At 62.8% G+C, this 26,297-nt stretch carries 21 protein-coding genes and 1 tRNA gene; 12 read left to right on the top strand and 10 right to left on the bottom strand.

The features are described from left to right. Positions 1 to 19: 19 nt before the first annotated feature. The 6 genes from J3485_RS10495 to J3485_RS10520 are packed head-to-tail and all read left to right on the top strand — an operon-like array spanning position 20 to position 5,783. Positions 20 to 898: an ABC transporter permease gene (locus tag J3485_RS10495; protein WP_242538737.1), complete on the top strand. Its 879-nt coding sequence runs from the start codon at positions 20 to 22 to the stop codon at positions 896 to 898. A 15-nt stretch (positions 899 to 913) separates the two neighbouring features. Continuing rightward, on the top strand, positions 914 to 1,708 hold the full coding sequence (locus J3485_RS10500; protein WP_206952403.1) for an ABC transporter permease: 795 nt from the start codon (positions 914 to 916) through the stop codon (positions 1,706 to 1,708). 36 nt (positions 1,709 to 1,744) lie between these two features. Then, on the top strand, positions 1,745 to 2,077 hold the full coding sequence (locus J3485_RS10505; protein ID WP_206952404.1) for a (2Fe-2S)-binding protein: 333 nt from the start codon (positions 1,745 to 1,747) through the stop codon (positions 2,075 to 2,077). Continuing rightward, positions 2,074 to 3,594: an FAD/NAD(P)-dependent oxidoreductase gene (locus tag J3485_RS10510; RefSeq protein ID WP_206952405.1), complete on the top strand. Its 1,521-nt coding sequence runs from the start codon at positions 2,074 to 2,076 to the stop codon at positions 3,592 to 3,594. Before J3485_RS10505 ends, J3485_RS10510 begins: the two co-directional genes overlap by 4 nt. Next, entirely contained in the window at positions 3,587 to 4,705 is a 1,119-nt protein-coding gene (locus J3485_RS10515; RefSeq protein ID WP_206952406.1) for an NAD(P)/FAD-dependent oxidoreductase, read from the top strand. Before J3485_RS10510 ends, J3485_RS10515 begins: the two co-directional genes overlap by 8 nt. Positions 4,706 to 4,736: 31 nt before the next feature. Continuing rightward, entirely contained in the window at positions 4,737 to 5,783 is a 1,047-nt protein-coding gene (locus J3485_RS10520) for an ABC transporter substrate-binding protein (protein WP_206952407.1), read from the top strand. Between the two features lie 54 nt (positions 5,784 to 5,837). On the opposite strand, the gene rlmB is transcribed toward J3485_RS10520, so the two are convergent. Together rlmB and rnr are read right to left on the bottom strand one after the other, a co-directional pair. Continuing rightward, positions 5,838 to 6,581 (bottom strand): 23S rRNA (guanosine(2251)-2'-O)-methyltransferase RlmB, encoded by a 744-nt coding sequence (gene rlmB / locus J3485_RS10525; RefSeq protein ID WP_206952408.1) that lies wholly within the window; start codon positions 6,579 to 6,581, stop codon positions 5,838 to 5,840. Between the two features lie 131 nt (positions 6,582 to 6,712). After that, positions 6,713 to 9,181 carry a ribonuclease R gene (rnr, locus tag J3485_RS10530; RefSeq protein WP_242538543.1) on the bottom strand — a complete coding sequence of 823 codons (2,469 nt, stop codon included), beginning with the start codon at positions 9,179 to 9,181 and terminating at the stop codon, positions 6,713 to 6,715. 252 nt (positions 9,182 to 9,433) lie between these two features. Between rnr and J3485_RS10535 the strand changes: the two genes are divergently transcribed. Continuing rightward, a tRNA-Leu gene (locus tag J3485_RS10535) sits at positions 9,434 to 9,520 on the top strand. 130 nt (positions 9,521 to 9,650) lie between these two features. Here J3485_RS10535 and J3485_RS10540 read toward each other — a convergent pair. Then, positions 9,651 to 10,688, bottom strand: coding sequence for a TorF family putative porin (locus J3485_RS10540; protein WP_206952410.1), 1,038 nt, complete (start codon positions 10,686 to 10,688; stop codon positions 9,651 to 9,653). Positions 10,689 to 10,812: 124 nt separating this feature from the next. Here J3485_RS10540 and J3485_RS10545 point away from each other — a divergent pair, with 124 nt between their 5' ends. Continuing rightward, entirely contained in the window at positions 10,813 to 13,899 is a 3,087-nt protein-coding gene (locus J3485_RS10545; RefSeq protein WP_206952411.1) for an autotransporter domain-containing protein, read from the top strand. 16 nt (positions 13,900 to 13,915) lie between these two features. Here the strand turns inward: J3485_RS10545 and J3485_RS10550 are convergent, their stop codons facing one another. Together J3485_RS10550 and J3485_RS10555 are read right to left on the bottom strand one after the other, a co-directional pair. Then, positions 13,916 to 15,217, bottom strand: a complete 1,302-nt coding sequence (locus J3485_RS10550; RefSeq protein WP_206952412.1) for an autotransporter strand-loop-strand O-heptosyltransferase — start codon at positions 15,215 to 15,217, stop codon at positions 13,916 to 13,918. Between the two features lie 121 nt (positions 15,218 to 15,338). Then, entirely contained in the window at positions 15,339 to 16,280 is a 942-nt protein-coding gene (locus J3485_RS10555; protein WP_206952413.1) for a LysR family transcriptional regulator, read from the bottom strand. A gap of 183 nt (positions 16,281 to 16,463) precedes the next feature. On the opposite strand from J3485_RS10555, the gene J3485_RS10560 reads away from it, so the two are divergent. Both J3485_RS10560 and gfa read left to right on the top strand, forming a co-directional pair. Beyond that, entirely contained in the window at positions 16,464 to 17,975 is a 1,512-nt protein-coding gene (locus J3485_RS10560) for a CoA-acylating methylmalonate-semialdehyde dehydrogenase (protein WP_206952414.1), read from the top strand. A gap of 129 nt (positions 17,976 to 18,104) precedes the next feature. Continuing rightward, positions 18,105 to 18,680 carry an S-(hydroxymethyl)glutathione synthase gene (gene gfa / locus J3485_RS10565; protein ID WP_206952415.1) on the top strand — a complete coding sequence of 192 codons (576 nt, stop codon included), beginning with the start codon at positions 18,105 to 18,107 and terminating at the stop codon, positions 18,678 to 18,680. 188 nt (positions 18,681 to 18,868) lie between these two features. Here gfa and J3485_RS10570 read toward each other — a convergent pair whose 3' ends face one another. From J3485_RS10570 to J3485_RS10590, 5 genes are all read right to left on the bottom strand, one after another. Then, complete coding sequence (locus J3485_RS10570; protein WP_206952416.1) at positions 18,869 to 19,663, bottom strand: amino acid ABC transporter ATP-binding protein; 795 nt, start codon at positions 19,661 to 19,663, stop codon at positions 18,869 to 18,871. Then, on the bottom strand, positions 19,660 to 20,379 hold the full coding sequence (locus tag J3485_RS10575) for an amino acid ABC transporter permease (protein ID WP_206952417.1): 720 nt from the start codon (positions 20,377 to 20,379) through the stop codon (positions 19,660 to 19,662). Before J3485_RS10575 ends, J3485_RS10570 begins: the two co-directional genes overlap by 4 nt. Before the next feature lie 13 nt (positions 20,380 to 20,392). Next, positions 20,393 to 21,295: a dihydrodipicolinate synthase family protein gene (locus tag J3485_RS10580; RefSeq protein WP_206952418.1), complete on the bottom strand. Its 903-nt coding sequence runs from the start codon at positions 21,293 to 21,295 to the stop codon at positions 20,393 to 20,395. 54 nt (positions 21,296 to 21,349) lie between these two features. Further along, positions 21,350 to 22,129 carry a substrate-binding periplasmic protein gene (locus J3485_RS10585; RefSeq protein ID WP_206952419.1) on the bottom strand — a complete coding sequence of 260 codons (780 nt, stop codon included), beginning with the start codon at positions 22,127 to 22,129 and terminating at the stop codon, positions 21,350 to 21,352. Positions 22,130 to 22,257: 128 nt separating this feature from the next. After that, positions 22,258 to 23,409: a porin gene (locus tag J3485_RS10590; RefSeq protein WP_206952420.1), complete on the bottom strand. Its 1,152-nt coding sequence runs from the start codon at positions 23,407 to 23,409 to the stop codon at positions 22,258 to 22,260. 397 nt (positions 23,410 to 23,806) lie between these two features. Here J3485_RS10590 and dapA point away from each other — a divergent pair, with 397 nt between their 5' ends. Both dapA and J3485_RS10600 read left to right on the top strand, forming a co-directional pair. After that, positions 23,807 to 24,700 (top strand): 4-hydroxy-tetrahydrodipicolinate synthase, encoded by an 894-nt coding sequence (dapA, locus tag J3485_RS10595; RefSeq protein WP_206952421.1) that lies wholly within the window; start codon positions 23,807 to 23,809, stop codon positions 24,698 to 24,700. A gap of 111 nt (positions 24,701 to 24,811) precedes the next feature. Next, the gene (locus J3485_RS10600; RefSeq protein ID WP_206952422.1) at positions 24,812 to 26,242 is read left to right on the top strand and encodes an FAD-binding oxidoreductase; all 1,431 of its coding nucleotides are present in this window, start codon (positions 24,812 to 24,814) and stop codon (positions 26,240 to 26,242) included. Positions 26,243 to 26,297 lie beyond the last annotated feature (55 nt).

The following is a 26,297-nucleotide window of genomic DNA, read 5'->3' on the forward strand; positions in this document are numbered from 1 at the left end:
TCGTCGCACCTCGACGCCTATGGCGCTGCGCGCAGGTACCCGTGCGCCTTGGCGCGCTTATCTGCCGATGTGGGCGCTGTGCGCCCCCGCGTTCGCGCTATTCTCCGCGCTCGTGCTCGTCCCGCTCGCGATGACGTTCGTCTTGACGTTCTATCGGTTCGATCCCACGAGCGGACCGATCGCCGCGTTCCAGTTCGGCAACTACGTCAACGTTTTGAGTTCTTCGTACTACCAAACGATCTTCTTGCGCACGTTCGGCATCGCGGCGATTACCACCGTACTGTGCGCCGCGATCGGCACGCCTGAAGCCTACGTCCTGTCGAAGATGCGCGATCCGTGGCGTTCGACGTTTCTGCTCGTGATCCTTGCACCGCTGCTGGTCTCGGTCGTCGTCCGCGCATTCGGCTGGAGCATGCTGCTCGGGCCGGCCGGCGTCGTCAATCAAGCCCTCGGCGTGCTCGGCCTCGGGCCGTACAAGCTCGAATACACGGACTTTGCGATCGTCATCGCGCTCGTGCACGTCATGCTGCCGTTCATGGTGATTCCGGTCTGGACGGCGTTGCAAAAGCTCGATCCGCAGACCGAGCAAGCCGCGCTCTCGCTGATGGCCTCGCCCGCGACGACGCTGCGCCGCATCGTGTTGCCGCAGATCATGCCGGGCATGCTGTCGGGCAGCTTGATGGTGTTCGGGTTGTCGGCCAGCGCGTTCGCGATTCCGGGCCTGCTCGGCGGACGCCGCTTGAAGGTCGCCGCCACGGCCGTCTACGACGAATTTCTCGGCTCGCTGAACTGGCCGCTCGGCGCGACGATCGCGCTACTGCTGCTCGCCGCCAACCTCGTCATCATGCTCACCTACTACCGTGTGCTCGAGCGCCGTTACGGCCGCGGCATGGGCTGAACCAAGGAGATCGACATGCGACGCAACGGCCCCTTCGCCCTCGCTTTCCACACGCTCGTCATCGCGTTCGTGCTGGCCCCGCTCATCATCGTCGTGCTCGTGGCGTTCACGCCCGACGAAACGCTGACGCTACCCACGCACGGCCTGTCGTTGCGGTGGTTTCGCGCGATCTTGAATTACCCCGACTTCATTTCCGCGTTCTTCACGAGCGTCAAACTGGCTTTCATCTCGGCCACACTGTCGCTCGCCCTCGCGCTGCCGGCGGGCCTTGCGATCGCACGCGCGCGTTTCCCGGGCCGTGACTTCTTGAACGCGCTGCTGCTCTCGCCGCTCGTGATTCCAGGGCTCGTGCTCGGCATTGCGCTTTTGCGTTTCTTCGCGATGATCGGCGCGACGGGCTCGTTCGCATGGCTCGTCCTCGCTCACACCGTGATCGTGACGCCGTTCGTGCTGCGGCTCGTGCTCGCCGCGGCAACGGGGCTCGATCGCAGCGTCGAGCATGCCGCGCAAGCGCTCGGCGCCAGCGCCTGGACGACGTTTCGACGCATCACGCTGCCGCTGATCGTGCCCGGCATCACCGGCGGATGGCTGCTCGCTTTCATCAACAGCTTCGACGAGTTGACGATGTCGATCTTCGTCACTTCGCCGCAAACAGTCACGCTACCGGTGCGGATGTATATGTACGCGACGGAATCGATCGATCCCATGATGGCCTCGGTATCGACGCTCGTGATCCTCATCACCGCCGCCGCCATGCTGCTGCTCGATCGCACTTACGGCTTGAACCGCATTCTTATCGGCCAGCATTGACGCCCTCGCCATCACCGGTAATTAGGACTACGAATCATGTCTTATGACGAAGCGCAAGGGCAGTTCGTGCGACTGGCCGAAGCCGACCGCGCGCCTGTTTTCTTCACGCTCGACGGTGCCGCGTCGAGCGCGCTCGAAGGCGATACCGTGCTCACCGCCATTCTGATGCAGCGTCGTGCACTGCGTATCTCGGAGTTCAAAGGCGAGCCGCGCGCCGGGTTTTGCCTCATCGGCGCGTGCCAAGATTGCTGGATTCGCACCGAGGACGGCCAGCGGCTGCGCGCGTGTTCGACGGTGATCGAGGCCGGCATGCGGCTCATCACGCACGCAGCCTATGCCGATCGGCAACACGGAGGACAGGTGCGATGACGAAACCCGCGAAGATCGCGATCGTCGGCGCCGGCCCCGCGGGGGTACGTGCAGCCGAAACGCTCGTTGCAGCCGGCATGCGCCCGATCGTGCTCGACGAAAACGCGCGCTGGGGCGGCCAAATCTATCGTCAACCGCCCGACGGTGCCGGCTTTCTACGTGAAGCACGCGCGCTTTACGGCTTCGAGGCACGCAAAGCGAGGGCATTGCACGCAACGATGGCCGCTTTGCTGCCGCGGCTCGACTATCGGCCGCACACCCTCGCTTGGGCGTGCGAAACGCATGCGGGGGGCGCACAAGCGGCGACGAGCAATGACGACGAACACGATGGAATCGCCGGCCATCTCGCAACGCTGTGCGGCACGCGTGAGCAAGCGGTGCCGTTCACGCATTTGATCATTGCAAGCGGCGCCACGGATCGCGTGCTGCCGATGCCGGGCTGGACCTTGCCTGGCGTTTATACGCTGGGTGCCGCGCAAACAGCGCTAAAAGCACAAGGCTGCGCGATCGGGCGGCGCATCGTCTTCGCCGGCACCGGCCCGCTGCTCTATCTCGTGGCCTATCAATACGCGAAGGCCGGCGCCAACGTGTTGGCCGTGCTCGATACGAGCCGCGCCGGCACGCAAGCCACGGCCCTACCCCAGCTCGCCGCGCAACCGTCCGTGTTGGCCAAAGGCTTGTACTACGTCGGCTGGCTTCGTGCCCACGGCATCCGGATCGAGCGTGGCGTATCGCTAGAAGGTGCGCTCGGTGAACGGCATGTGACGGGCATCGCATGGCGCTCCGGCACGAAGGCACCGACGTCTGACTCCCATACCGCCGCTGCGCGCACGCTCGAGTGCGACGCGATCGGATTCAGCTTCGGCCTGCGCCCTGAAACGCAGCTTGCCGACATTGCCGGATGCCGATTCCGCTACGACGCCCTCAATCGCTGCTGGCTGCCCGAGCGGGACGAAGCCGGACGCACGTCGATCGGCGGCATCTATGTGGCCGGCGACGGCGCGGGCATCGCGGGGGCCGACGCCGCCGAGCGCGCCGGACACCTTGCCGCACTCGCCGTGCTCGATGATTCGGAGTACGAACCATCTTCAGGGCGCCCCACTTCACGCGTCGACGCCGCCGCGTCGACGCACCGCGCGCTGCAACGTATCGGCACGTTTCGCGCCGGACTCGAAGCGGCGTTCCCCGCACCGTTCGAGCACGCTGGCACTTGGCCCGATGCGATGACGGTATGTCGCTGCGAGGAGGTCGATGCCGGCACGATTCGTTGCTGCATTCGCTCCGGTGCGGCAAGCGAGATCAATCGCCTCAAGGCATTGACGCGCGTCGGCATGGGCCGGTGCCAGGGCCGCATGTGCGGCGAAGCTGCGCTCGCGCTACTCGCCGATGAAACGCGCCTGCCGCCTGAGACGCTCGGTCGCCTGCGCGCTCAAGCGCCGATCAAACCGATCCCGCTTGCCGCCGCGCTCTGCGACGAATGCGCACCGGCGGTGCCCGAGGATGCACGCGATGAATAAGTCGATGCGGCATTACGACGTGGCCATCGTCGGCGGCGGGCTCGTCGGCTCGTCGGCGGCACTCGCCCTCGCGCGCAAAGGCATGCGCGTGCTGCTGATCGAGCGACGCTACTGCGGCGCGCAAGCAAGCGGCGTGAACTACGGCGGCGTGCGCTGCCAAGGACGTCCCGCCGAGCAACTCCCGCTCGCGATGCGCGCCCGACGCGTGTGGGATCGACTCGTCGAACGCATCGGTATCGACGGCGAGTTCATCGTGTCGGGCCACTTGCGCTTGGCGCGCAGCGCGGCCGATCTCGCCGGCCTCGAAGCCTATGCGCACATGGCCGCGGAGCACGGATTGCCGCTGCAACTGATGTCGGGCACGGCGTTCAGACGCCGCTATCCGTGGCTCGGTACAGCCGCCGTCGGCGGCTCGCTCTGCGCGAGCGACGGCCATGCGAACCCGCGCCTCGTCTCGCCCGCGTTCGCACGCGCGGCGCGGGAGGCCGGTGCGCTCGTGCGCGAACTCACCGAGCTGACACATGCCGACTACGACGGCAAACGCTTCTCGCTGCGTGCGGGCGGAGAAACGTTCGAGGCCGATTGGTTCGTCAACGCGGCCGGCGCTTGGGCCGGCACACTTGCCGAGCGCTTCGGCGACGCGGTCCCGATGAAGCCTATCTATCCGAACATGTGGGTGACCGAACCGCTGCCGCATTTTCTCGATCACAACCTGGGTGTCTTCGGGGGCGGCATCTACGCACGGCAGGTCGCGCGCGGCAACTGCGTCATCGGCGGCGGACGCGGTCATGGCGACGGCGACTTCGCGCAGCCGTCGTCCGACACGACGCGTGCCGTGATGCGCGACGCTTGCGCGCTCTTGCCCGCGCTGCGCGAGGCATTGCTGATTCGAACGTGGAGCGGCGTCGAGGGCTGCACGCCCGACCACAACCCGATCATCGGCGCGAGTTCAAAGGTGCCGCGGCTCATCCATGCATTCGGCTTTTCCGGCGGCGGGTTCCTGCTCGCGCCTGGCGTCGGTGAAGTGTTAGCCGACCTCGTGATCGACGGCGCCACCGAGACGCCGCTCGACGCATTCGACATCAATCGCTTCTCGGCCGTGCCCGCATGACGCCTCGCGCGTCAATCATTAGGAGACCTAAATGAAAGCTTTCCGAACCTTCTCGGCTACCGTGACGGCCTGCGCGATCGTCGCCGCGACACCCGCTTGGTCGCAGTCGAAAACGATCTATATCGGCATGAACGGCGGGCCCATGGAGAAGGCCTATACGACGCAAGTGCTGCCGGCGTTCGAGACAGAGAACAACGTGCAGGTCACCGTCGTGCCCGGCACCTCGTCGGATATTCTGGCCAAGCTGCTCGCCAATCGCGACCACCCGCAAGTGCATGTCGCGTTTCTCGACGACGGCGTGATGGCGCGCGCCGTGAGTCTCGGCCTGTGCGAGAAGCTCGACGACTCCGCTGTGCTCAAGCAACTGTATCCGTTCGCGCGAATGAAGAACGACGTCGGCGCCGGCGTACAGCTCGGCATGACGGGCATCGCCTACAACAAGAAATTGTTTACGGAAAAAGGCTGGGCACCCCCCACCTCGTGGCTCGACTTCGCCGATCCGAAATATAAAGGCAAGGTCGTCTTCCAATCGGCATCGAGCAGCACATTCGGCTTGCACGGCTTCCTCGCGCTGAACCGCATCTGGGGCGGCAGCGAGCAGAACGTCGAGCCGGCATTTACGAAGTGGGCGAGCACAGTGGGGCCAAACGTCGTCGAGTACATCCCGAACTCGGCGAAGATCTCCGAGATGGTGCAGACGGGCGAAGCGGCTATCTTCCCGCTAACGCCGACGGGTGTTGCCGACTTGCAGGACAAGGGCTTACCGGTCGCGTACGTCAATCCGAAGGAAGGCCCGGTGCTGCTGCTCGTCGACGTGTGCGTCGTCAAGAACAATCCCGACGATCAGCTCGCGCAAAAGCTCGCGCAATTCCTGCTGTCGGCACCCGCGCAAGAGAAGGCCGCGCAAGCCGGCAAACAGATCCCCACGAATCACCTGGCGAAGATGCCGCCGGCAATGCAGCAAAGCCTCGGGAACGTCGACGACCTCGTGCATAAGGTGACCGTCGTCGACTGGGACGCGATCAACGCACATCGCGCCCAGTGGGATACGCGCTGGAATCAGCAGATCGAGCGTTGAGCGCTCGTCGTAAGCACGGGCGGCTCGCACGCCGCCCCGTGGGAAACCTAGACCTCAACGCGCGACGGCGCGTTGCCGCACGGCTTCGAACAAGCACACGCCGCTCGCGACCGATACGTTCAAGCTCTCGACAGTGCCGACCATCGGAATGCGCATGACTTCATCGCACGTATCGCGCGTGAGCCGGCGCATGCCCTCGCCTTCCGCGCCCATGACGATGGCAACCGGACCGTCGAGCTTCGTTTCATAGAGGCCCGCTGGCGCATCGCCGGCCGTGCCGACGATCCATACGCCGGCATCCTTCAATTCACGCAGTGCGCGAGCCAAGTTCGTCACCGTGATGTAAGGCACGGTATCGGCCGCACCGCTGGCGACTTTGGCCGCCGTTGCGTTCAGGCCGACGGCACGATCGCGCGGGGCAATGACGGCATGCGCGCCGGCCCCATCCGCCACCCGCAGGCACGCGCCGAGGTTGTGCGGATCAGTCACACCGTCGAGCACGAGCAACAGCGCGGGGCCGTTGATCCCGTCGAGCAATTCGGCAAGATTTTGCGCGAGCGGCAAATCGGTTGCGCGCGCAACGACCCCTTGGTGACGCTCGGTATGTGCGAGCCCCCACAAACGCGTCTCGTCGGCGGCGATCAAGCGCACTCCGGCTTCCTTCGCCGTTTGCAAAAAATCCTGCATGCGGCCATCGCGTCGCGTGGCATCGTAAAACACTTCTTCGACCGTCGATGCATCGTGCCGCAAGCGCGCAGTCACCGCATGAAAGCCATATAAAACTTTGAGACGTGCCATAGCTGAATGAAATCGGTATTACGTCGAGCCTAAAAAGGCGAAAGCACAGCGGCGCGTCATGCGCTCGCTGTGCTGAAAAACCATCGCGGCGCGGCCCGCGGCAGCGCAAGCCTCACGCCGCCGGGCGAAGATCAACCCTTCTTGCGCGGGCGCGCTTTCGGTGCCCCCTTGGGCGGCCCGCTGCGTTTCTTAGCCGCTTGCGCGCGCGCAGTGCGCGCTTCGACGACGGCGGCCGATTTGGCGGGCGCGGCTTGCTTGCGCCGAGCGCCGTCGGGCGGCGTCAACGTACGCACACGAGGCCCACGTCCCGCTGCAACGGGCTCGCCGACGGGACGCGCCGCAACGGCCGCACGCGGCGCCGCTGCCGGCTTCACCGGCGTATCGCGCACGAGGCGGAAATCGATCTTGCGCGCGTCGAGATCGACGCGGCTGACTTGCACCCGTACGCGATCGGATAGTCGATAGCGAATGCCCGTGCGCTCGCCGCGCAACTCGTTCTTGATTTCGTCGTATTGAAAATAATCCGACCCGAGCTCCGTCACGTGCACGAGCCCTTCGATGAACAGCGAGTCGAGCTGCACGAAGATGCCGAACGACGTGACGCCGCTCACCATCCCGCCGTATTCCTCGCCGAGCTTGTCACGCATGAAGTAGCACTTGAGCCAGGTCTCGACGTCACGCGACGCTTCATCGGCACGTCGCTCGTTGGCCGAACAGTGCAAGCCGAGCTCTTCCCAGATCGCCGTGTTCTCTCTCGCGCGCGGACGCGTTTCTTCGTCCGCTTGCTGTAGCGCGCGAGCGCGCGGCGACAGCGCCGTGTTCAACATCACGCCATCCGGTGCCGCGGGGCGATACTTCCCACCCGACAAAACCGCGTAAATGGCTCGGTGAGTGAGCAAGTCGGGGTAGCGTCGAATCGGACTCGTGAAATGCGCATAGGCATCGTATGCGAGGCCGAAGTGGCCGATGTTGTCGGGGCTGTAGACGGCTTGCTGCATCGAGCGCAGCAACATCGTTTGCAGCATTTGCGCATCGGGCCGATCGCGAATTTGTGCCATCAGCGCCGCGTAGTCGCTCGCATGTGGCGTGTTACCGCCACCGAGCGTCAAGCCCATGCCGCGCAGGAACGTGCGCAGATTCTCGAGCTTCTCCGCGGTCGGGCCCGCATGGATGCGATAAAGCCCCGGATGCTTGTTGCGCTTCATGAAATCGGCCGCGCAGACGTTCGCCGCAAGCATGCATTCTTCGATGAGCTTGTGCGCCTCGTTGCGCTGGCGCGGCAAGATCTGTTCGATCTTGCCCTGCGCGTTGCAGACGATATACGTTTCGGTCGTTTCGAAATCGATCGCGCCGCGTTTCTGGCGCGCGGCGAACAGCGACTTGTATACGCCGTAGAGATTTTGCAATTGCGGCACGATCGCCGCGCGGCGCGCCGCCTCCGGGCCCTTGGTATTCGTGAGCACGGCGGCGACTTCCGTATAGGTGAGACGCGCCGCCGAGTGCATGACGCCGGGATAGAACTGATAGGCCTTGATCTCGCCGCGCGTGGTGATCAGCATGTCGCAGACGAGCACGCAGCGATCGACCTCGGGATTGAGCGAGCACAAACCGTTCGAGAGCTTTTCCGGCAGCATCGGAATGACGCGGCGCGGAAAGTAGACCGACGTGCTGCGTTCGATCGCATCGGTATCGAGCGACGCATCGGGCCGCACGTAGTGCGACACGTCGGCAATGGCCACGATCAGCCGGAAGCCATCGCCGCGTCCGACCTTGGCCGGCTCGCAATAAACGGCGTCGTCGAAGTCGCGCGCGTCCTCGCCGTCGATCGTGACGAGCGGCACGTCGCGCAGATCGACGCGATGGCGAAGGTCGATCGGACGCACTTCGTCGGGCAGCGCGGCGGCTTCGGCGAGCGCGGCGTCGCTGAATTCGTGCGGGACGCCGTACTTGCGCACGGCGATTTCGATCTCCATGCCCGGATCGTCGATATCGCCGAGCACTTCGGCCACGCGCCCTAGCGGCTGCGAATGCCGGCTCGGGAAATCGGTCAATTCGACGACGACGATTTGGCCGACCTTGGCCTTCTTCGTGTTCTGGGTGACGAGGATGTCATGCCCGATGCGCTTGTCTTCGGGGGCGACGATCAGTGCGCCGTTTTCGTTGAGCAACCGCCCGATCACGCGCTTGTTGGCACGGTCTGTCACTTCGACGATGTGCCCTTCGGGACGGCCGCGGCGATCGTAGCCGACGATGCGCGCAAGCACGCGATCGCCGTGCATGACCTTTTGCATTTCCGCGTTCGGCAGGAACAGATCGTCTTGCCCGTCGTCGCGAATGATGAAGCCGTAGCCGTCGCGATGGCCTTGCACGCGGCCGGCGACGAAATTGGACGGATGCGTGAGCTGATAGTAGCCGCGCTTGTCGAGCCGGATTTGGCCGTCGCGTTCCATGGCGCCTAAGCGCTTGAAGAATCCTTCGCGCTCCTGGCGCTTGATCGACAGCGTCTCGGCGATGTCGTTGGCGGCAAGCGGGGTTTCGCTCGTGCGCAGCACACCGAGGATTTCCTCGCGGCTGGGAATCGGGTACGGATATTTGCTCAAGGGGCGCTTGTCGATGATTGTTCTGGCTCGATATGTCGGACACGGCAATGCGCGCCATTCTAACACCCGCCGCTGACAGGACGGACGCCGCGGGCGCGCCGGCTGGCGCGTGTTCGCTCGCGGTTTGGTCGACGGCCGCCGAACCGAGGCGAATGGGGCTCGAACGGCGTCGTACGAAGAAAGTCGCGCAAAGTGCTTGACAGCAAACTTTGGGTCGCTAAAATAGCGGTCTTTGTTGCACGACGCACACCTGCCCAGGTGGCGGAATTGGTAGACGCACTAGGTTCAGGTCCTAGCGGTGGCAACATCGTGGAGGTTCGAGTCCTCTCCTGGGCACCAAGAGTTGTTCCGGCTTAGTTCCAACGTGAGCCGAAGTAGTTCGAGAAACCCCGTAAGATCAACGTCTTACGGGGTTTTTTGTTTTCGCGGATAGCCGTCATGTATTGGCGTCATCGTCTTTACCGTCGATTCAAAAGTGCCACGTTGCACCCGCGACCCACCGATTGACGAGAAGGCTGCCGCTCTGCGCCTCCGCTTGAGCCGAGGTTCGTGTCGCGATATAGAGCAAGCTCAGCTGCAGAGAGCGGTACTGATACGACAATCCAGCATCGCCGTAGATAACCGCGGAGCCAAGCTCGGCCCGAACATCGCCGTAGCCGATACCGGCAATTGCGGAGAATCCATACCTCATGGGGAAGCGTCCCACTAAGTCGTAGGCGATCGCCCGAGACTTCGGCGTCGTGCCAAATCCGGTGTTGGGAGATAAGGAAATCGACGCGTAAAGCGCCTCGCGCCATCCGGTGGTCAGCACAAATTCGTCGTAATCGAGGCGGTTTGCAAGCGGCACGTGCGCAAAACGATAATCCGCGAGCATGACGCGCGCAGCCCAATCTTGCTCGAAGCGCCACTCATAGCCGACATTTGTCACCGTCCCCAGGCCCTGAGAACTGCCAGGGAAGCGAACCGATGAAACAGACAGTCCAGCGAAAGGACCGTTACCTGAATACCAGGTCGCGCCCGCATAGACGGATGGACGGTGGTCGCTGAAATCGACGCCGCGCGTGGTGTTATCGGTCACCGTACCCACTTCGAAAACCCAATCGTCGAGAGCAAGCGCTGGCGGAGCCCATGCCAGCAGCAGACATAACGTAGCCAATAAGGCTAATCGTGTAGACCTCGTCTTATCGATGCCGCGCGACACAGCCGCGTAGCGATCACTTGCGAAATGTCCCTTCTCGAGATCCGCGTCGTTCGCGCGTACAACATACTCCCTCGCCGCCAATGGAATGACAGGCTCCCGAAAGCGCCGTTGCGGATGCATCCTGGGCGGAGATCGTGCTATCCGCGATAGCGACATAACAACTTTTAAAACAGTAATCACATTCCGAAAATCGAGTAAGGAAATCCTTAATGCCCGCGGCACATAGCCGCCACGAAAGCTGCGCACAAGTCTCGCCTCGTCATTTTCCTTCGCATGCGTTGCAACCCAATGACCGATATGGCGCACTCACATTTGACGAGTTTCTAACAAACGATGAGGTCCGAGCCATGCGCGTCTTCCCTATCACATTGGTCACGCCTTCGTTGACGCGCCGCGACGGAACGGTTCGCAATCGGAAAGGGCCGCGCTCGTGACATCGCTAGCCCATCGGCGCAAGTACAGCATACGTCGATTCGGCAAGCGCCGCGCGTCTTGGTCGAGGCTGCTGGCCGTACTGCTTGCCGCCATTGCCGGCGGCGGGCTCGTTCGCCCTGTCTTCGCGCAGTACACGTGCCCATCCTCGTGCGCGGGCTTGACTGTTTCGGGCGGGCAAGTTCAAGCAATCGACGCGGGCGGAACGGCCACTAACACGACGCTCAACGGCGGGACGCAAAAAGTCAATTCGGGCGGTACAGCGAGTGCGACCACCCTCGACGCCGGTGGCAATCAATACGTCAGCAGCGGCGGCGTGGCCGTCGCAACGGTCGACGAGGGCGGCTATCAGAGCGTCTTTTCAGGCGGCGTGGCGAGCGGCACCACTATCAGCAGCGGACAGCAAAACGTCTTCTCCGGCGGCGTCGCCGGCGGCGCCATCGTCAACAGTGGCGGTGCGCAGTTCCTCTTCGGGGGCGCGGCTCTCGCCACCGACGTCGCAAGCGGCGGCGCGCAGTACGTTTCCTCCGGCGGCACGGCGAGCGCGGCCACTGTCGCCTCAGGCGCCAACCAATACGTCAGCAGCGGTGGCATGGCCGCCGGCACCGTCGTCGAAGGCGGCTATCAGACTGTTTTTTCAGGCGGCGTGGCGAGCGGCACTACGATCAGCAGCGGACAGCAGAACGTCTCGGCCGGGGGGATCTCCACTTCGACCACGGTCGACAGCGGCGGAGTGCAAGCCGTTTCCTCGGGGGGCATGGCGAGCGCGACAATCCTCGGCGCCGGCGCCGATCAATACGTCAGCAGTGGCGGCACGGCTGTTGGCGCAGTCGTCGAAGGCGGTTTTCAGAGCGTGTTTTCCGGCGGCGCGGCGAGCGGCACCACCATCAGCAGCGGACTGCAGAACGTCTGGGCCGGCGGTGTCGTCAGCGGCACCGACGTCGGCAGCGGCGGCGCGCAGTTCCTCTTCGCAGGCTCGGCTTTCGCGACGAACGTCGCAAGCGGCGGCGCGCAATACGTTTCCTCGGGTGGCGTGGCGAGCGCGACGACGCTCGGCGCCGGCGCCAATCAGTACGTCAGCAGCGGCGGTAGCGCCTTCGGCACGGTCGTCGATGGAGGCGATCAGCGAGTCTTTGCGGGCGGCACGGCGAGCGGCACCGTTGTCGGCAGTGGCGGCACCCAGATCCTCCTCGGGGGCTCGACCTTCGACACGAGCGTGGGAAGCGGCGGCGCTCAATATGTCTCTTCGGGCGGAATCGCAAGCGCAACGATACTCGGCAACGGCGCGAACCAATTCGTCAGCAGCGGCGGTCGTTCGATTGGAACGACCGTCAACTCGGGCGCCGCGCAAACCGTGAACAGCGGCGGCCTCGTTTCGGGCACCGTCGTCTCGAACGGAGGTACGCAGAACATCGCGTCGGGCGGTGTGGCGGCCGGTACCGTCGTGTCGAGCGGCGGTATCCAGACCGTTTCGAGCGGCGGCATCACGCAAGCCACCATCGTGAGCCAGGGCGGTACGGTTGCCAACAACGGGACCCTCGTCTTCAATGCGACCGGCACGTCGAACGTCGACGGTACCATCACAGGCAGCGGCACGGTGCTCCAACAAGGTGCCGGCACAACGATTCTGACGAGCGATAGCCATGCGTTCACCGGCGTGACGACGGTGACCTCGGGTACGCTGATCGTCGGCGACTTTGGCAACGACAGTGCCTCGCTGGGCGGCGATGTCGCCGTTGCCTCGGCAGGCATGCTGCGCGGGCACGGCGCGATCGGCGGCAACGTCGTCAACAACGGAACGGTGATGCCTGGCGGCACCATCGGCACGCTGACCGTTACCGGCAATTACACCCAGAGCGCAAACGGCGCGCTCGTCATCGAGGTGAACCCGACCTCCGGCTCGCAGTTGAAGGTGAACGGCACCGCCACGCTCGGTGGCACGCTGCGGGTGCTCTACGATCCGGGCAGCTATTCGGCGCGCAGCTACGCGATCCTCACCGCGAACGCGATCAGCGGCCAATTCGGCGCACTATCTTCCGAGACCTCGACCGGTGCGAATCTGGATGGGCTCACGCAGTCGGTGACCGAGGGCGCCAGCGAGATCGATCTGGTGCTCGCGCAAAGTGCAACGGCCACTACGACAACGATCGCCCCCATCGATACCAGCATCTACACCGCGCTCGGCTCGACCGCGGCGCTGAGCGCGCAGGCATTCGATGCGGCGATTCTGGACCACATCGTCACTGCACCGGCCAATGCCAGCGCTGGCGTACACGACGAGACTTGGGCCACGCTCACCGACGGCTACGCACGCGCGGACGGCAGCAATGCGGCTTCCTCGTTCGGCGCACATCGCTCAGGTTTTTCGGCCGGTTTCGATCATCGTAGCGATCGTGCGCTCGTCGGTGGCGCAATGGGCTACGAGCACGACGAGATCAGCGAAAGCGCGACGCCGGACAGCGGCAGACTCGATGCCATACGCCTGGCCGCCTATGGCAGCCGCATGCTCGGCCGGATCGAAATATCGGCCGTGTTCGGCTACGGCTTCGACTGGGCCAGCGAAAAGCGACCGTTCGGCGCCGGCGCGAACAGTACGCCCGAAAGCGACTCATTACTGCAAGCGTTGAGCGGCACCGCACAAGCGGGGCTACCGCTCGAACTCGGCAGCAATACGATCTTGGAGCCACGTGCGGGATTGCACTGGGCCTGGTTGCACGGCCAGGGCTTCGCCGAGTCGGGCGGCGGCGGACAAGATCTCGCGGTCGGCGCCGATACGGTACACAGCGCGCAGCCCTATGTCGGGCTCACGCTCATGCACGCGCTCGGTACGGCGGACAAGCCCGTGAACGTGCATCTGGATTTGGAATACGCGCGCGAGTTGGCGAATCGGACACGCACGCTCACCGTCTTCGCTCAAGACGGCACGGCCTTCGCGGCCCCAGGCGCCCCGCTCGCGCGGGACGTCGTGTCGCTCGGTGCGGGCGTGCATGCGCAGATCAGCCCGTCATGGTCCGTTTCCGGCGATGCCTCCACGCAATTGCGCGAAGGCTCGATGGTCCATCTGCAATTGGCTTACCGATTCTGAATGGCCCGTTGCAGCGCTATCGCTGCAACTGCCCGAAGCCGGGAATGCGCCTCACCGCCGCCTTCACCTGCTCGGGCGTGATAAGCCTCGTGCACTCGAACTGTCGCGGCGTGTCCTTATGACGGGGACACCAAAAGAAATCCTGATGATCGAAGCGCTGCCGAACGTCGTTCCAGCAACTGTTGCAGGCGTGATAGTTGATGACCCGAAAAGGCGTCGCAAACTCATTGATCTCATGCGTGAACCCGCTGATGAGGACCGTGGGTGTGCCTGCCGCCCACGCGAGCCACGAAAGCCCGCTCGATAGGCCGATGAACAAGCTCGCGTGACGCAGCCACCGTGCGCGCTCCTGCAGCGGCCGGTCGCCCGTCTCGTCCTCGGCGCCATAGGGAATGTGATTCCAAACGAAGCCGGCCCCGTGCGTCGGTTTCTGGTCGATGCACACGACACGATAGCCGTGCTCCTTCAAAAAAGCGACGATCTCGCGCCAGCCCGTGGGGTGGTTCCAGTATTTCGCCTGCGTAGAGCTTTGGACGGCAATCGCGACGTAGGGCGCCTCGATCGGCCGGCTCTCGTCGGCCAACGCCAAGCGAGGCGCCTCCTCGGCAGGATCGATGCCGAGGATGTACCCCGCGGTTCGATGCAGGCCGACGAGCCGAAAGTCGCAGGGTTGCCGCGCAAAGTCGGGATCATCGAAGAACAGCCCGAGGTTGTAGGTGGCGTAATAGCGCTCAGGGCGCACCTGTTCGTGCGTGATGAATTCGATCTGCGGATAAGCCGCGGCAAATAGCGCAATGAGCTTATCCGACATCGCGCAGGTGAGGCGGCAGCCATGCTTGCGCTGGAACTTCACGGCATAGGGAAGCCAACCGACGATGTCGCCGATCGTACCGACCGGAAATTGAATCAACACCGGCTGTTGCTCGGCGCGATAGTGATGGACGAACGAAGGCTGCGCCGAGGGTGCGGCGTCGCGGCGCCAAATCTCGACGCAGAAGCGCACGTAGTACTTCTTCGTGCTCAGTACGAGGCCTGCATCCAGCTCCGTCTCGAACAGAATGTTGTCGGTATCGGCATCGCGCAGCCGTACGCGCCAGCCGCCCTCCGGCAGCATGACGCGGCAACCGTCGTTGAAATCGAAGCGGATTGCGTCAGGCCCTGACTGCGTAGCGACGGGCGCAGGCGGAGGGAAAGCGGGCTTGGGGGGCCGGATGCTGGGCCCGGATGCGGGTGGCGCGGGTGACATAGCGGGCGCATCGTGTGAGATCGCAACCGGCTCCGCCGGCGGGACAGGTTGGGAGGGCTGAGTATCGAGCATCGCCTGACGTTTGGAAGAAGCGAAATGGGCCGAAGCAGTAGACGGATTATCCGCGATTCGGCGCGGTCCATTCCATCGGGGATGTTTCAGTTCAAGCTGTCGAACAACGACTATCGCGTCCTCAATCCAACGGAAATCCATCTTTGAACGTGTGCCGCAAGAAGTCCGTAAAGCACTTCACCGCGCGTGGAACCTGCACGCCGTATGGACGGACCACGTGCAGATGCGAAGCGAACGCACCCACCGGGCGCCACTTGTCCAATAGGACGGCGAGCTTTCCCGCTTGCAACGCCGATTGCGCGGTGAAATCCGGCAATAGCGTGATGCCGAGATGTTCGAGCGCGGCGTCCCGCAATGCTTCGCTGTTGTTCGCCGAAACCGGACCGTTCACCGTCACGTTCATTCGCGAATTCGCACTGCGGCGGCCAACCTTCTCGAAAGACCACACCCCCGAGCCCACCGGACGCGGATAGTAGAGACAATCGTGCTGCGCCAGATCGGCCGGTGTCTGCGGCGTACCGCGCTGCTTCAGGTACCCACGCGTCGCAACGATCACGGAGCGGGTATCGCAAAGCTTCCAAGCCACGTGCGTCTCCGGCACGTGCGTGCTATGGCGGATGGCGAGGTCGAAGCCCTCGCTCGCGATCGAAGTCAGCCGGTCGGAGAGCTCGAGTTGTACGCGTACCTCGGGATTCGCGTGCGCGAACTCGGCAAGACGCGGCACGAGTTGTTGACGCGCGAACGCGACCGGTGCCGTGACCCGGACCGTTCCGCGCACGACGTCGGCCATTTCCCGCACGCTCGCAAAGCTCGCCGCGATGCGCTCGAAGTTCTGGCGCGTATCGTCTACGAGTCGTATACCGGCTTCAGTAAAACGTACGCTCCGCGTGGTGCGCTGCACCAGCACGATCCCCGCGACGCGTTCGAGTTCGGCGATGCGTTGGCTCACCGCCGCCTTGCTGACCCCGAGCCGTGCCGCCGCGGCCGTGTAGCTGCCCTGCGCGGCCAGCACATTGAGCCAATGCAAGTGAGTCCAGAGTGCTTCGATTTTCTGCGTATCCATGAATCCTATCCCCGCGGCAAACCCTCATAGAGCGTTTGAATGATAGCAGCACGCTGGGCGATATTTCAGTGAACGATTCATTGATTGTTCACCCATGAAAACAATCAATTCAATGATAGGCGCTTTGCATGCCGTAGCCGCGTTCGTACACTGACCGGCATCGACTAACCGAGAGGAGATGACATGCAAGCCTATACGGATTCCGCAGACGTGATTCACTTCATCGGCGGCAAAACCGAGCGTGGCGTTGGCGAGCGGACGCAGCCGGTGTTCAATCCGGCGACCGGCGCCGTGGCGCGCCGCCTCGTGCTCGGCGATGCGGCCGACGTCGACGCCGCCGTGGCGAGCGCGAAAGCCGCGTTCCCCGCATGGCGCGACACGCCGCCGATCCGCCGCGCGCGCGTCATGCTTCGTTTTCTCGAACTGATGAATCGCCACAAGGACGAACTCGCCGCGATCATCACCGCCGAACACGGAAAGGTATTCTCCGATTCGCAAGGTGAAGTCGCACGCGGCATCGACGTCATCGAATTCGCCTGCGGTATTCCGCAACTGCTCAAGGGCGACTACACCGAGCAGGTCTCCCGCGGCATGGATAACTGGACGGTGCGCCAGCCGCTCGGCGTCGTTGCCGGCATCACGCCGTTCAATTTCCCCTGCATGGTGCCGTGCTGGATGTTCCCTGTCGCCCTCGCCGCAGGCTGCACGTTCATCCTCAAGCCGAGCGAGCGCGATCCGTCGGCGTCGCTGTTCATGGCGCGGCTTCTCAAGGAAGCGGGCCTTCCGGACGGCGTGTTCAGCGTCGTGCAGGGCGACAAGGTCGTCGTGGATGCGCTGCTCGCGCACCGGGACGTGAAGGCCGTGAGCTTCGTCGGCTCGACGCCGATCGCCAATTACATCTACGAAACGGGTGCCAAGCATGGCAAGCGCGTCCAGGCGTTGGGCGGCGCGAAGAACCACATGGTCGTGATGCCGGACGCCGACATCGACCAAACCGTGGACGCGCTGATCGGCGCAGGCTACGGCTCGGCCGGCGAGCGTTGCATGGCGATCTCGGTGGCGGTGCTGGTGGGCAACGTGGCCGACAAGATCGTGCCGCGCCTGGCTGAACGTACGCGCAAGCTCGTCGTGAAGAACGGCATGGAGGCCGATGCGGAAATGGGGCCGATCGTCACGCGGCAGGCGCTCGAGCGCATTGACGGCTACGTCGCGACGGGCATCGAGGAAGGCGCGACGCTCGTGGTCGACGGACGCGGCCTCAAGGTGCCGGGCCACGAAAACGGCTTCTTCACGGGCGGCACGCTGTTCGACCATGTCACGCCCGAGATGCGTATCTACCGCGAGGAGATCTTCGGGCCGGTACTGGCATGCGTGCGCGTGAATGACTTCGCGCAAGCCGTGCAGTTGATCAACGACCATGAGTTCGGCAACGGCGTGGCGTGCTTCACGCGCGATGGCAACGTGGCCCGTGAATTCGGCCGGCAGATCGAAGTGGGCATGGTGGGCATCAACGTGCCGATTCCCGTGCCGATGGCCTGGCACAGCTTCGGCGGTTGGAAGCGAAGCCTGTTCGGCGACATGCACGCCTATGGTGAGGAAGGGGTCCGTTTCTACACGAAGCAGAAGTCGATCATGCAGCGCTGGCCGGAAAGCACTGAAAAAGGCGCTGAATTCTCGATGCCCGTCGCGAAGTAAGAACTGCATCGGCAGCATCATGCGCGCAGCGCTCGGATGCGCACATCGCGGCTGCAGTAAAGCGGTCATCATCGGCGTCTCGGGGGCGTGACAAGAAATTTTCACGCTGCCCCCATTAGGAGACAGATCATGACCACGGCAATTCATCCGAGTGTCGACCACGGCATTCAAAAAGGCGCGAGCGATTTCAAGGGCGGTACGTTGCGCTGTTCCTGCGCGAGCGAGCCCGTCGAGGTGCGTATCGACGCGCAGGTCCTGTTCAATCATGCATGCGGCTGCACGAAGTGCTGGAAGCCCGCGGGCGCGCTATTTTCCGTCGTGGGTGTCGTGCCGCGCGACAAGGTGACGGTGACGGCGCACGGCGAGAAGCTCAAGATCGTGGACGACACGGCGCTCATTCAGCGCCATGCCTGCACAGGCTGCGGCACGCATTTGTTCGGACGTATCGAGAACAAAGCGCACGCGTTCTACGGGTTGGACTTCATCCATACCGAACTGTCGAAGGACACGGGTTGGGATGGCCCTGGCTTTGCTGCGTTCGTCTCGTCGATCATCGAGAACGGCACCCCGCCGTCCGCAATGGCAGACGTGCGCCAAACGCTGCGAGACCGCGGGCTTGAGCCCTACGATTGCCTCAGCCCGGCGCTGATGGACATTCTTGCCGCCCATGCGGCCAAAGCCAAAGGCACTTATCGGGAGGGCTGATTGCGTGCGGCCTACGCACCTTCCCTACCCTCCCCTGCGAGCGCGCACACCATCAATTCCGTGGCGGGCGCGAGTTGGGGAGAGCATTCCGGTGGCCGAACTGCGCCGGCGATCCCGTCGGCGCCTCTTGCTTCCGCCTCCGCCATGAAGTGCCGCCACTGCTGTCTGTTCACGGAGCGGCTCGAAACTCACTCTCTTTGCCCCGTCAGCCCCGCGAGAAAGCGTTGGCAACGTTCGGTTTGCGGCGAGAACAGCACATCGCGCGACGCGCCACGCTCAACGATCTGCCCCGCTTCCATGAAGATCGTCGTATCCGATACGTGGCGTGCGAACTCCATCTCGTGAGTGGCAATGAGCATGGTCATGCCTGACTCACGCACATCGCGAATCACGTTCAGCACTTCCTGCACGGTCTCGGGATCGAGCGCGGAGGTCGGCTCGTCGAACAGCATGATCTGCGGATCCATCGCGAGCGCGCGTGCGATCGCCACGCGCTGCTGCTGCCCCCCGGATAGTTGCCGTGGGAAATGCGCCGCCTTGCTGCCCAGCCCTACCCGTTCGAGCAACGCAATCCCTTTCTTGCGCGCGCTCTCGGCACGCTCGCCTCGCACCAGCCGCGGGCCCGACGTGACATTCTCGAGCGCGGTCATATGAGGGAACAGGTTGAAGCTCTGGAAGACCATCCCGATATGCTCGCGCTGCGCCGCGAGCGCACCAGCGCCAAGCCGGCGCCTCGTCGTGCCCGCGCGTTGGTAGCCCACTTCCCACTCGCCCACCTCGATCGTTCCGGAGGCAATCTCTTCGAGTGAATTGATACAGCGCAGCAGCGTGCTCTTCCCCGATCCGCTCGGGCCGATCAGCGCCACCGCACTGCCCTTTGCAACGTCAAGCGAGACCGATTGCAGCGCGACATAATCGCCGTAGTGTTTGACCACGCCGTTAACACGTAGAAACCGGCCGGTGTTGGAGGTCACGCTTTTCATTGCTGCTCCGCGAGAGAAGTCTTGACCGATGACGTACGGCGTCGCACGTCCGCAAACCATCGCGAATTGCGCCGCTCAAATGCGGCTTGCAAAAGCGTCCAGATGGCCGTCACCGCAAGGTAATAGATCGTCGCAACGGTCAATGCCTCCAGCACACGGAAGTTCGCCTGCGTGAGATTGTCAGTCGCCCGGAACAACTCGGTCATCGAGATCACCGATACGAGCGACGTGTTCTTCAACTGACGCACGAACTCGTTGCCCAACGGCGGAATGGCGATGCGCAAAGCCTGAGGTAAAACGATCGCGCGCATGATGGTGACCGGCCGCATGCCAATCGCACGCGCGGCCTCCCACTGCGCCACCGGCACCGCAGACAGCGACGAGCGCACGATCTCGGCAACGTAAGGGCTTTCGGAGAACATGAGTCCGATCAGCGCTGCTTCCATCACCGATAGCCGCACGCCCAACTGCGGCATCGCGCTATATAGAAACACGAGTTGAACCAGAAGCGGCGTCGCGCGAAAGAACGCGACGTAGCCCTGGTAGAAGCCACGGGTGACGCGATGGTTGACACCACCGACGAGCGCGACCCAAGTGCCGAGCACGATGGCGAGCATCAGCGTAACGAGCGTGAGCCAAATCGTCGTCCACAAGCCCGACAAAATGGAAGGCTCGACGAGATCGCTAAAGAACACCGACCAATCCCAAACAGTCATCACCCGCCTCCGTTTACAGAGCCGACAACGGCCCGACACTCGCTTGTGCCAGAAGCGACTTGAGTTGCTTGAGCGATGCTTCCGGGGACGCCGCAAGCGGTTCGCGCGGTTCGCCGAGCGGCAGGCCGCGCAACGCCGAACCGGCCTTGGCCAACGCGACATAGCCGTTGAGCAGCATGAAATCGATGATCGGCCAGAGCTTCTCCCACACCGCTAGTGCGCGCGGCAAGTCCCGCTCGACAGACACGGCCTCATACAACTGCACGCACAGTTCGGGGATGAACGTCGACGCACCGATGATCGTGCCGGGCGCGCCGTGAGCGAGCACCGCCAGCAACGCCGGATCTGAACCGGCCAGCACGATCGGCGCGTCCGGATTGCTCAGCATGCGCATCGTGCGCGTGAAGCTGGCCGGGCTGTCCTTGATGTGCGAGACCAGCCCCTCCTTGCGCAACGTCACCATTTGCGCTTCGCTGATGTCGAGGCCGGTAATGCCCGGCGTGTCGTAGTAGATGATCGGACCGCCTGCGATGTCGACCACTTTCTCGAGAAACCGTTGTACGTCCGCGAACTTCAGCCGATCGAAATAAGGCGTGACCACGAGCATCTGATCGACGCCGAGCCCTTTCGCGTGACGCGTGAGATCGAGGGTATCGCGCACGTTGCTGGAGCCGACGTGCGCGATCACGTCTGTCTTGCCCTTTGCCGTCTCGCTGCCGATCTCGAACAGGCGCTTGCGTTCGGCAACCGTCAGCGCAGGGTGCTCGCCCGTCGATCCGCACAGCACGACGCCGTGAATACCGGCAGCAATTTGCGACTTGATCAGTTTGACGTACGCGAATTCATCGATCTTGCTTCCGTCTTCGCTGAACGGCGTAAGGATCGCGCTGAGGATGCCTTTCAATGCCTGCTTCATATAACACTCCTTGCTTGGGTTCGCATGGGTCAAGCGGTTGGACTTCCAATCGCGTCAGAGCGAAGGCACCGCGGCACCTTCGATACCCCACGTCTTGAGAATCGACAGATACGTTCCGTTTGCCTTCATCTGTTCGAGGCCTTTCCGAACCTTGTCGGCAAGCGCTTCGTCGTTTTTCGGCACGCCAATGCCGAGCATCATCGGGCTGATCCCGGTGGCAATCTTCTTGTAGCCGCTGTTGTGGCTCATGAAGTAAGACACCAGCGAGTCGGTTGCGATGAACGCATCGACGCTATGGTTCTCGAGCGCCCGGATCGCGATCGGCTGCGTGTCGAACGCCCGGATGCCGATGTCCGGCTTGCCGGCCGCATCGCACTTCTGACTCTCGCTTTGCAGCACTTGCTGCGAGCCGGATCCTTGAAGCACGCTCACCGAGTGACCGCAAAGATCCGCCGCGCTCGCGAGTGGGCCGTTCTGTTTGGCAATGATGGTTTGCGATGCCTGGATATAAGGAACCATCCGGATCACGCTTTGCCGTTCGGGCGTGATGTACATCGCCGCGCAGACAATGTCGAAACGGTCGGCCTGCAACGCGGGAATCAGGCCTTTGAAGTCGAGGTTGACGAATTCCGACGAATCGCCGAGTTGCTTCGCCAATGCGCCGCACATCGCTACGTCCACGCCGGTCGGCTTTCCCTGATCGAAGAATCCCCACGGCATCTGCGTCAACGACGTACCGATTCTTAGATGACCGGGTTGGCTTTCCGCGTATGAGGCTTGGGCGAAACACAAACCTACCGCAAGACCGATGCTGACGACTTTCTTAAAGCGCATTGCCCCTCTCCTTCTCCGCTATTTTTTTGCACATCAATGATCGGCGCCCGCGATTCGACCGCTGCAGGCTCGACTCGCACTTCAACTTAACTTAGCGCCCGCTAATACGAACACTCGCGCATCGAACGTCAAAAGCGATGACGCATGCCGACGATGGCGAGCATCTGATTGGGCGTCGTCGAAGCGGTCAAGCCATTGAGAGCGGCCACCGCGGGAGCACCGGTCGAATCGGTTCCCGACGCGTGCTGATACATCACATCGGCGTACAGATCCGTGCGCTTCGACAGCAGATACACCGCGCCGGCCACGCCCTGCTGATAGGTCACCCGGTTGATGCCGAAACCCTTCGTATAGTCGTAGGCCGTACCAAGCAGCAGCGCGGGAGTCAGTTGGTACTTGAAATTCAACTCGGCGTTGTCGAACATTGCCGAGCGACCCACGTTGGTCGCTGCGAGCCCCGGCTCCGAGCCCAGGTTCCCGAATTGCGTGTAGCTGTAAGTGCCGCCGATCGTGGCTCGCCCGATCGTGTAGGCACCGCCCGCCGCGATGATCTGCTGCACATGGGCCGACGCATAGCCGGAAAATATCCGGTTGGTGACGTTCAAGCCAGTCGTGCTGGATGACGCATTGTTCCCATACAGGGAGTAGTTCGGGTCCCGGATGTTTTCATAGGCGAGCCCGAGCGCGAGCGGCCCTTGCTGGTACGCGGCACCCATGGCGTAGATCTGATTGCGCGTGTATTGCCCCGAGATTCCGCCGAGGCTATACATGCCGCCGAACGTGAAGCCGCCGTACGACAAACTCTTGTATTTGATGGTGTTGTTGATGCGATTCGTGCCATTGACGTTGTCGAGATCGCCCGGGTGCGCGCCGAAGTATGGCGACCACTGGTTGGCGGCTTCGAACGGACCGGGATAATCGGTGATCGAATCGTACTGGCGGCCGAGCAGTATCGTTCCGAGTGACGATGACGCGAGACCCACGTAGGCCTGGCGACCGAGCAGGTCGCCGCCCTGTCCAAGCTTGCCGTTATTCAGGCTATAACCGCTTTCCAACACGAACAACGATTGCAGACCGCCGCCCAAGTCTTCGGTTCCCTTCAGACCCCAGCGACTGCCGTTGATGTTGCCGCTCGACATCTGCACTTGACTGTGACCGCCCGCGTTATTGGCATAGACCATGCCGACATCGATCAGGCCATACAACGTAACTGAGTTCTGCGCGTGCGCAAGCGCCGGAATACTCGCGACCGTAGCCAGAAATACGAGCTTTTTCTTCATATGGATGAATCCGTGCGGGAGGTGAGAGAGCGCGCCGCCCGAACGGTATCCGACGCGGCGCTCAACAGTTCCGGACGAATAGGCATTCGGCCCGAAACCGCGCTCAGCGTAGACAAATCAAAATTGCGGCTCGCGCAAACGGCGCCCGCTCTAAATAACAGGATTAGAAAAATTTAAGCACGGAGGCTTTCGCCATCCGCCCGGTTAGGCCGGGTTGGACCGGGTCAGGCCGCGCGCCGATGCGATACGCGCTGACAAAAAGGACCGCTCACTTTAGCCACGCTTAAGGAATGTATTAGCGCGAGCGATGCTCATGTGCGGCGAGCTTCTGGTTATCTATTGTCTGCCCAGCGACATCGAGCGGCGGTTCGCTCGACGGCAACCATGAGGGTAGAGCATGAGCAAGAGTCACCAGTATGCGGGCATCATGACGTCCGTCCCAACGCCATTCGACAGCGAAGGTCGGTTCAGCGCGAGCGAGCTACGCAAGCTCATCGAACGTCTGATCAAAGCCGAGGCCGACGCGATCGTTCCCGTCGGCGGCACCGGCGAATACATTTCGCTGACGTTCCGCGAACGGCTCGACGTCGTCGAATCGACGCTCGAAGCCGTGGGCGGTCGTTGTCCCGTGATCCCCGGCGTCATTTCAGCCGGCTTCAACGACGCGGTCGAGAACGCGCGCGCCTACGTGGCCGCGGGCGCAAAGGCCATCATGGTCGTTACGCCGTACTACTACCGACCGACCCAGGAAGGCGTCCTCGACTATTACAAGCGTTTGTCCGACAAGATCGATGCGGACATCATCCTGTACGAAATTCCTTATCGCACGGGCGTGTCGCTGCATTTCGACACGGTCAACCGACTCGCCGAGATGACCCGCGTTGTCGGCATCAAAGCGTGCAACCCCGATCTGGCGCAACAGATGCGCGTGGCCGAGCACTCGGCGTCGAAAATGGCGATTCTCAGCGGCGAAGAGGATGTACTACCGCTTCATGTCGCCATGGGCGCGGTCGGGGGCATCATTTCCAGTTCGAATTTGATCCCGCGCCAATGGAAGCGTGTGCTCACGCTAGCGATGAACGGCCAACTGAGCGAAGCGATCGCACTGCACGCCACCTTCCGTCCCCTCATCGACGCGCTATTCGCCGAACCCAACCCCGCGCCGCTCAAAACGGCGCTCGGTTTGACGGGTCTGGATTTCGGCGGCGTGCTGCCACCGCTCTTCTCTACCTCCGAAGCGCTGCGCCAGCGCATCGCTCAGGTCTTGCCCGCGCTGCTGGAAAACGAATAAAGCGCGATCTGAAGCTCCCTTATCAAGGAGTGGGCGCTCGTTGAGCACGCTATGCGATGCGATGGCTAGCCTGCAAGAATCCTGTACACCCGCAATACGAGAGAACCAGCAATGAATCGTCAACAGATTGTCGATGCGATGCAGTCCATCGTCGGCGTATCCGCCATCGCGAGCGTTTCCGAAGACATGGCGCCTCATCTGATCGACTGGCGCAAGCGGCATACGGGTATTGCCGCTTGCATCGTATTTCCGCGCAACACGGATCATGTCGCCAAGGTCCTGGCCTATTGCAACGATCACGCGATCAAGGTGTTTCCTCAAGGCGGCAACACGAGTACATGCGGTGGGTCGGTTCCGGATGAGGAAGGCAACAGCATTGTGCTGAATCTCGCGAAAATGAACCGCATCATCGACTTAAACGCGGGAGACAATTCAATCACGGTCGAGGCCGGATGCATTCTCGCGGACATTCAAGCGGCTGCCGACCAGGTCGATCGCTTGTTCCCATTGTCGCTTGGCGCCGAAGGATCCTGCCAGATCGGCGGAAACCTGAGCACGAATGCCGGTGGATCGAACGTGGTCCGTTTCGGGAACACGCGCGACCTAGTGCTTGGCGTGGAAGTCGTCCTTCCGGATGGACGCATATGGAACGGTATTCGTACCTTGCGCAAGAACAATAGCGGCTATGACCTGAAGAACCTGTTCGTGGGCGCCGAGGGAACGCTGGGCATCGTCACGGCCGCCAGTCTCAAACTCTTTCCGCGGCCGCGTGCGCGCGCAACGGCGATGCTCGGATTCGCGCGGATCGATGCGGCCGTCGATGAAGGCCTCAAGCTACAGGCTCGTTTCCCCGGCGAACTCGTCGCGCTGGAGCTGATTTCCAAAAGCGAATTCGATATTTCGCTTCGCCATGCGGCGCAAACGCGCAATCCGTTTCAAGCCACGCCTAACTGGATCGTGCTGGTCGAACTGGCAGCCACGACGGATACGAGCGAAGTGTGGACCGATCGACTAACCGATTATCTGCGCGATGCCTTTGAGAAAGGCGTCGTTGGCGAGGCCATTGCCGCAACCACCGAGCAACAGCGGGCCGATCTGTGGAAGATCCGTCATAGCGTGACGGAATCGAACGTTCGGCAGGGAATGGGCATCACTCACGACATTGCCGTGCCGACCTACCGTATTCCGGATTTCATCGATCAGGCGGGCAAGACGCTCGCGGAGCACTTCCCCGAAGCCGAGCCGGTCGTCGTCGGCCATATGGGCGACGGCAACCTGCATTACATCGCGATGTTCAGCCATGCGTACTGGGGTTCGCTTGCCGACAAGCGGAAGACGCAACTCGCGCTCAGTCATTTGCTGTACGACATCGCGGCCGCAATGGGCGGTACGTTCAGTGCGGAGCATGGCATCGGCTCGCTGCACGTGCCTGAGATGTCGATATACAAGGATCCTGTGGAGTTGGATTTAATGCAGTCGATCAAGACATTGCTCGACCCACGCGACACGATGAACCCCGGCCGGGTTTTACCACGGTCTTGACAGGCATCGAGCGTAAACGCTTTTTGGTTGAACGCCTGTCATACGGATCGGCCTT

It is taken from the genome of Trinickia acidisoli, from assembly GCF_017315725.1.
Classification (GTDB): domain Bacteria; phylum Pseudomonadota; class Gammaproteobacteria; order Burkholderiales; family Burkholderiaceae; genus Trinickia; species Trinickia acidisoli.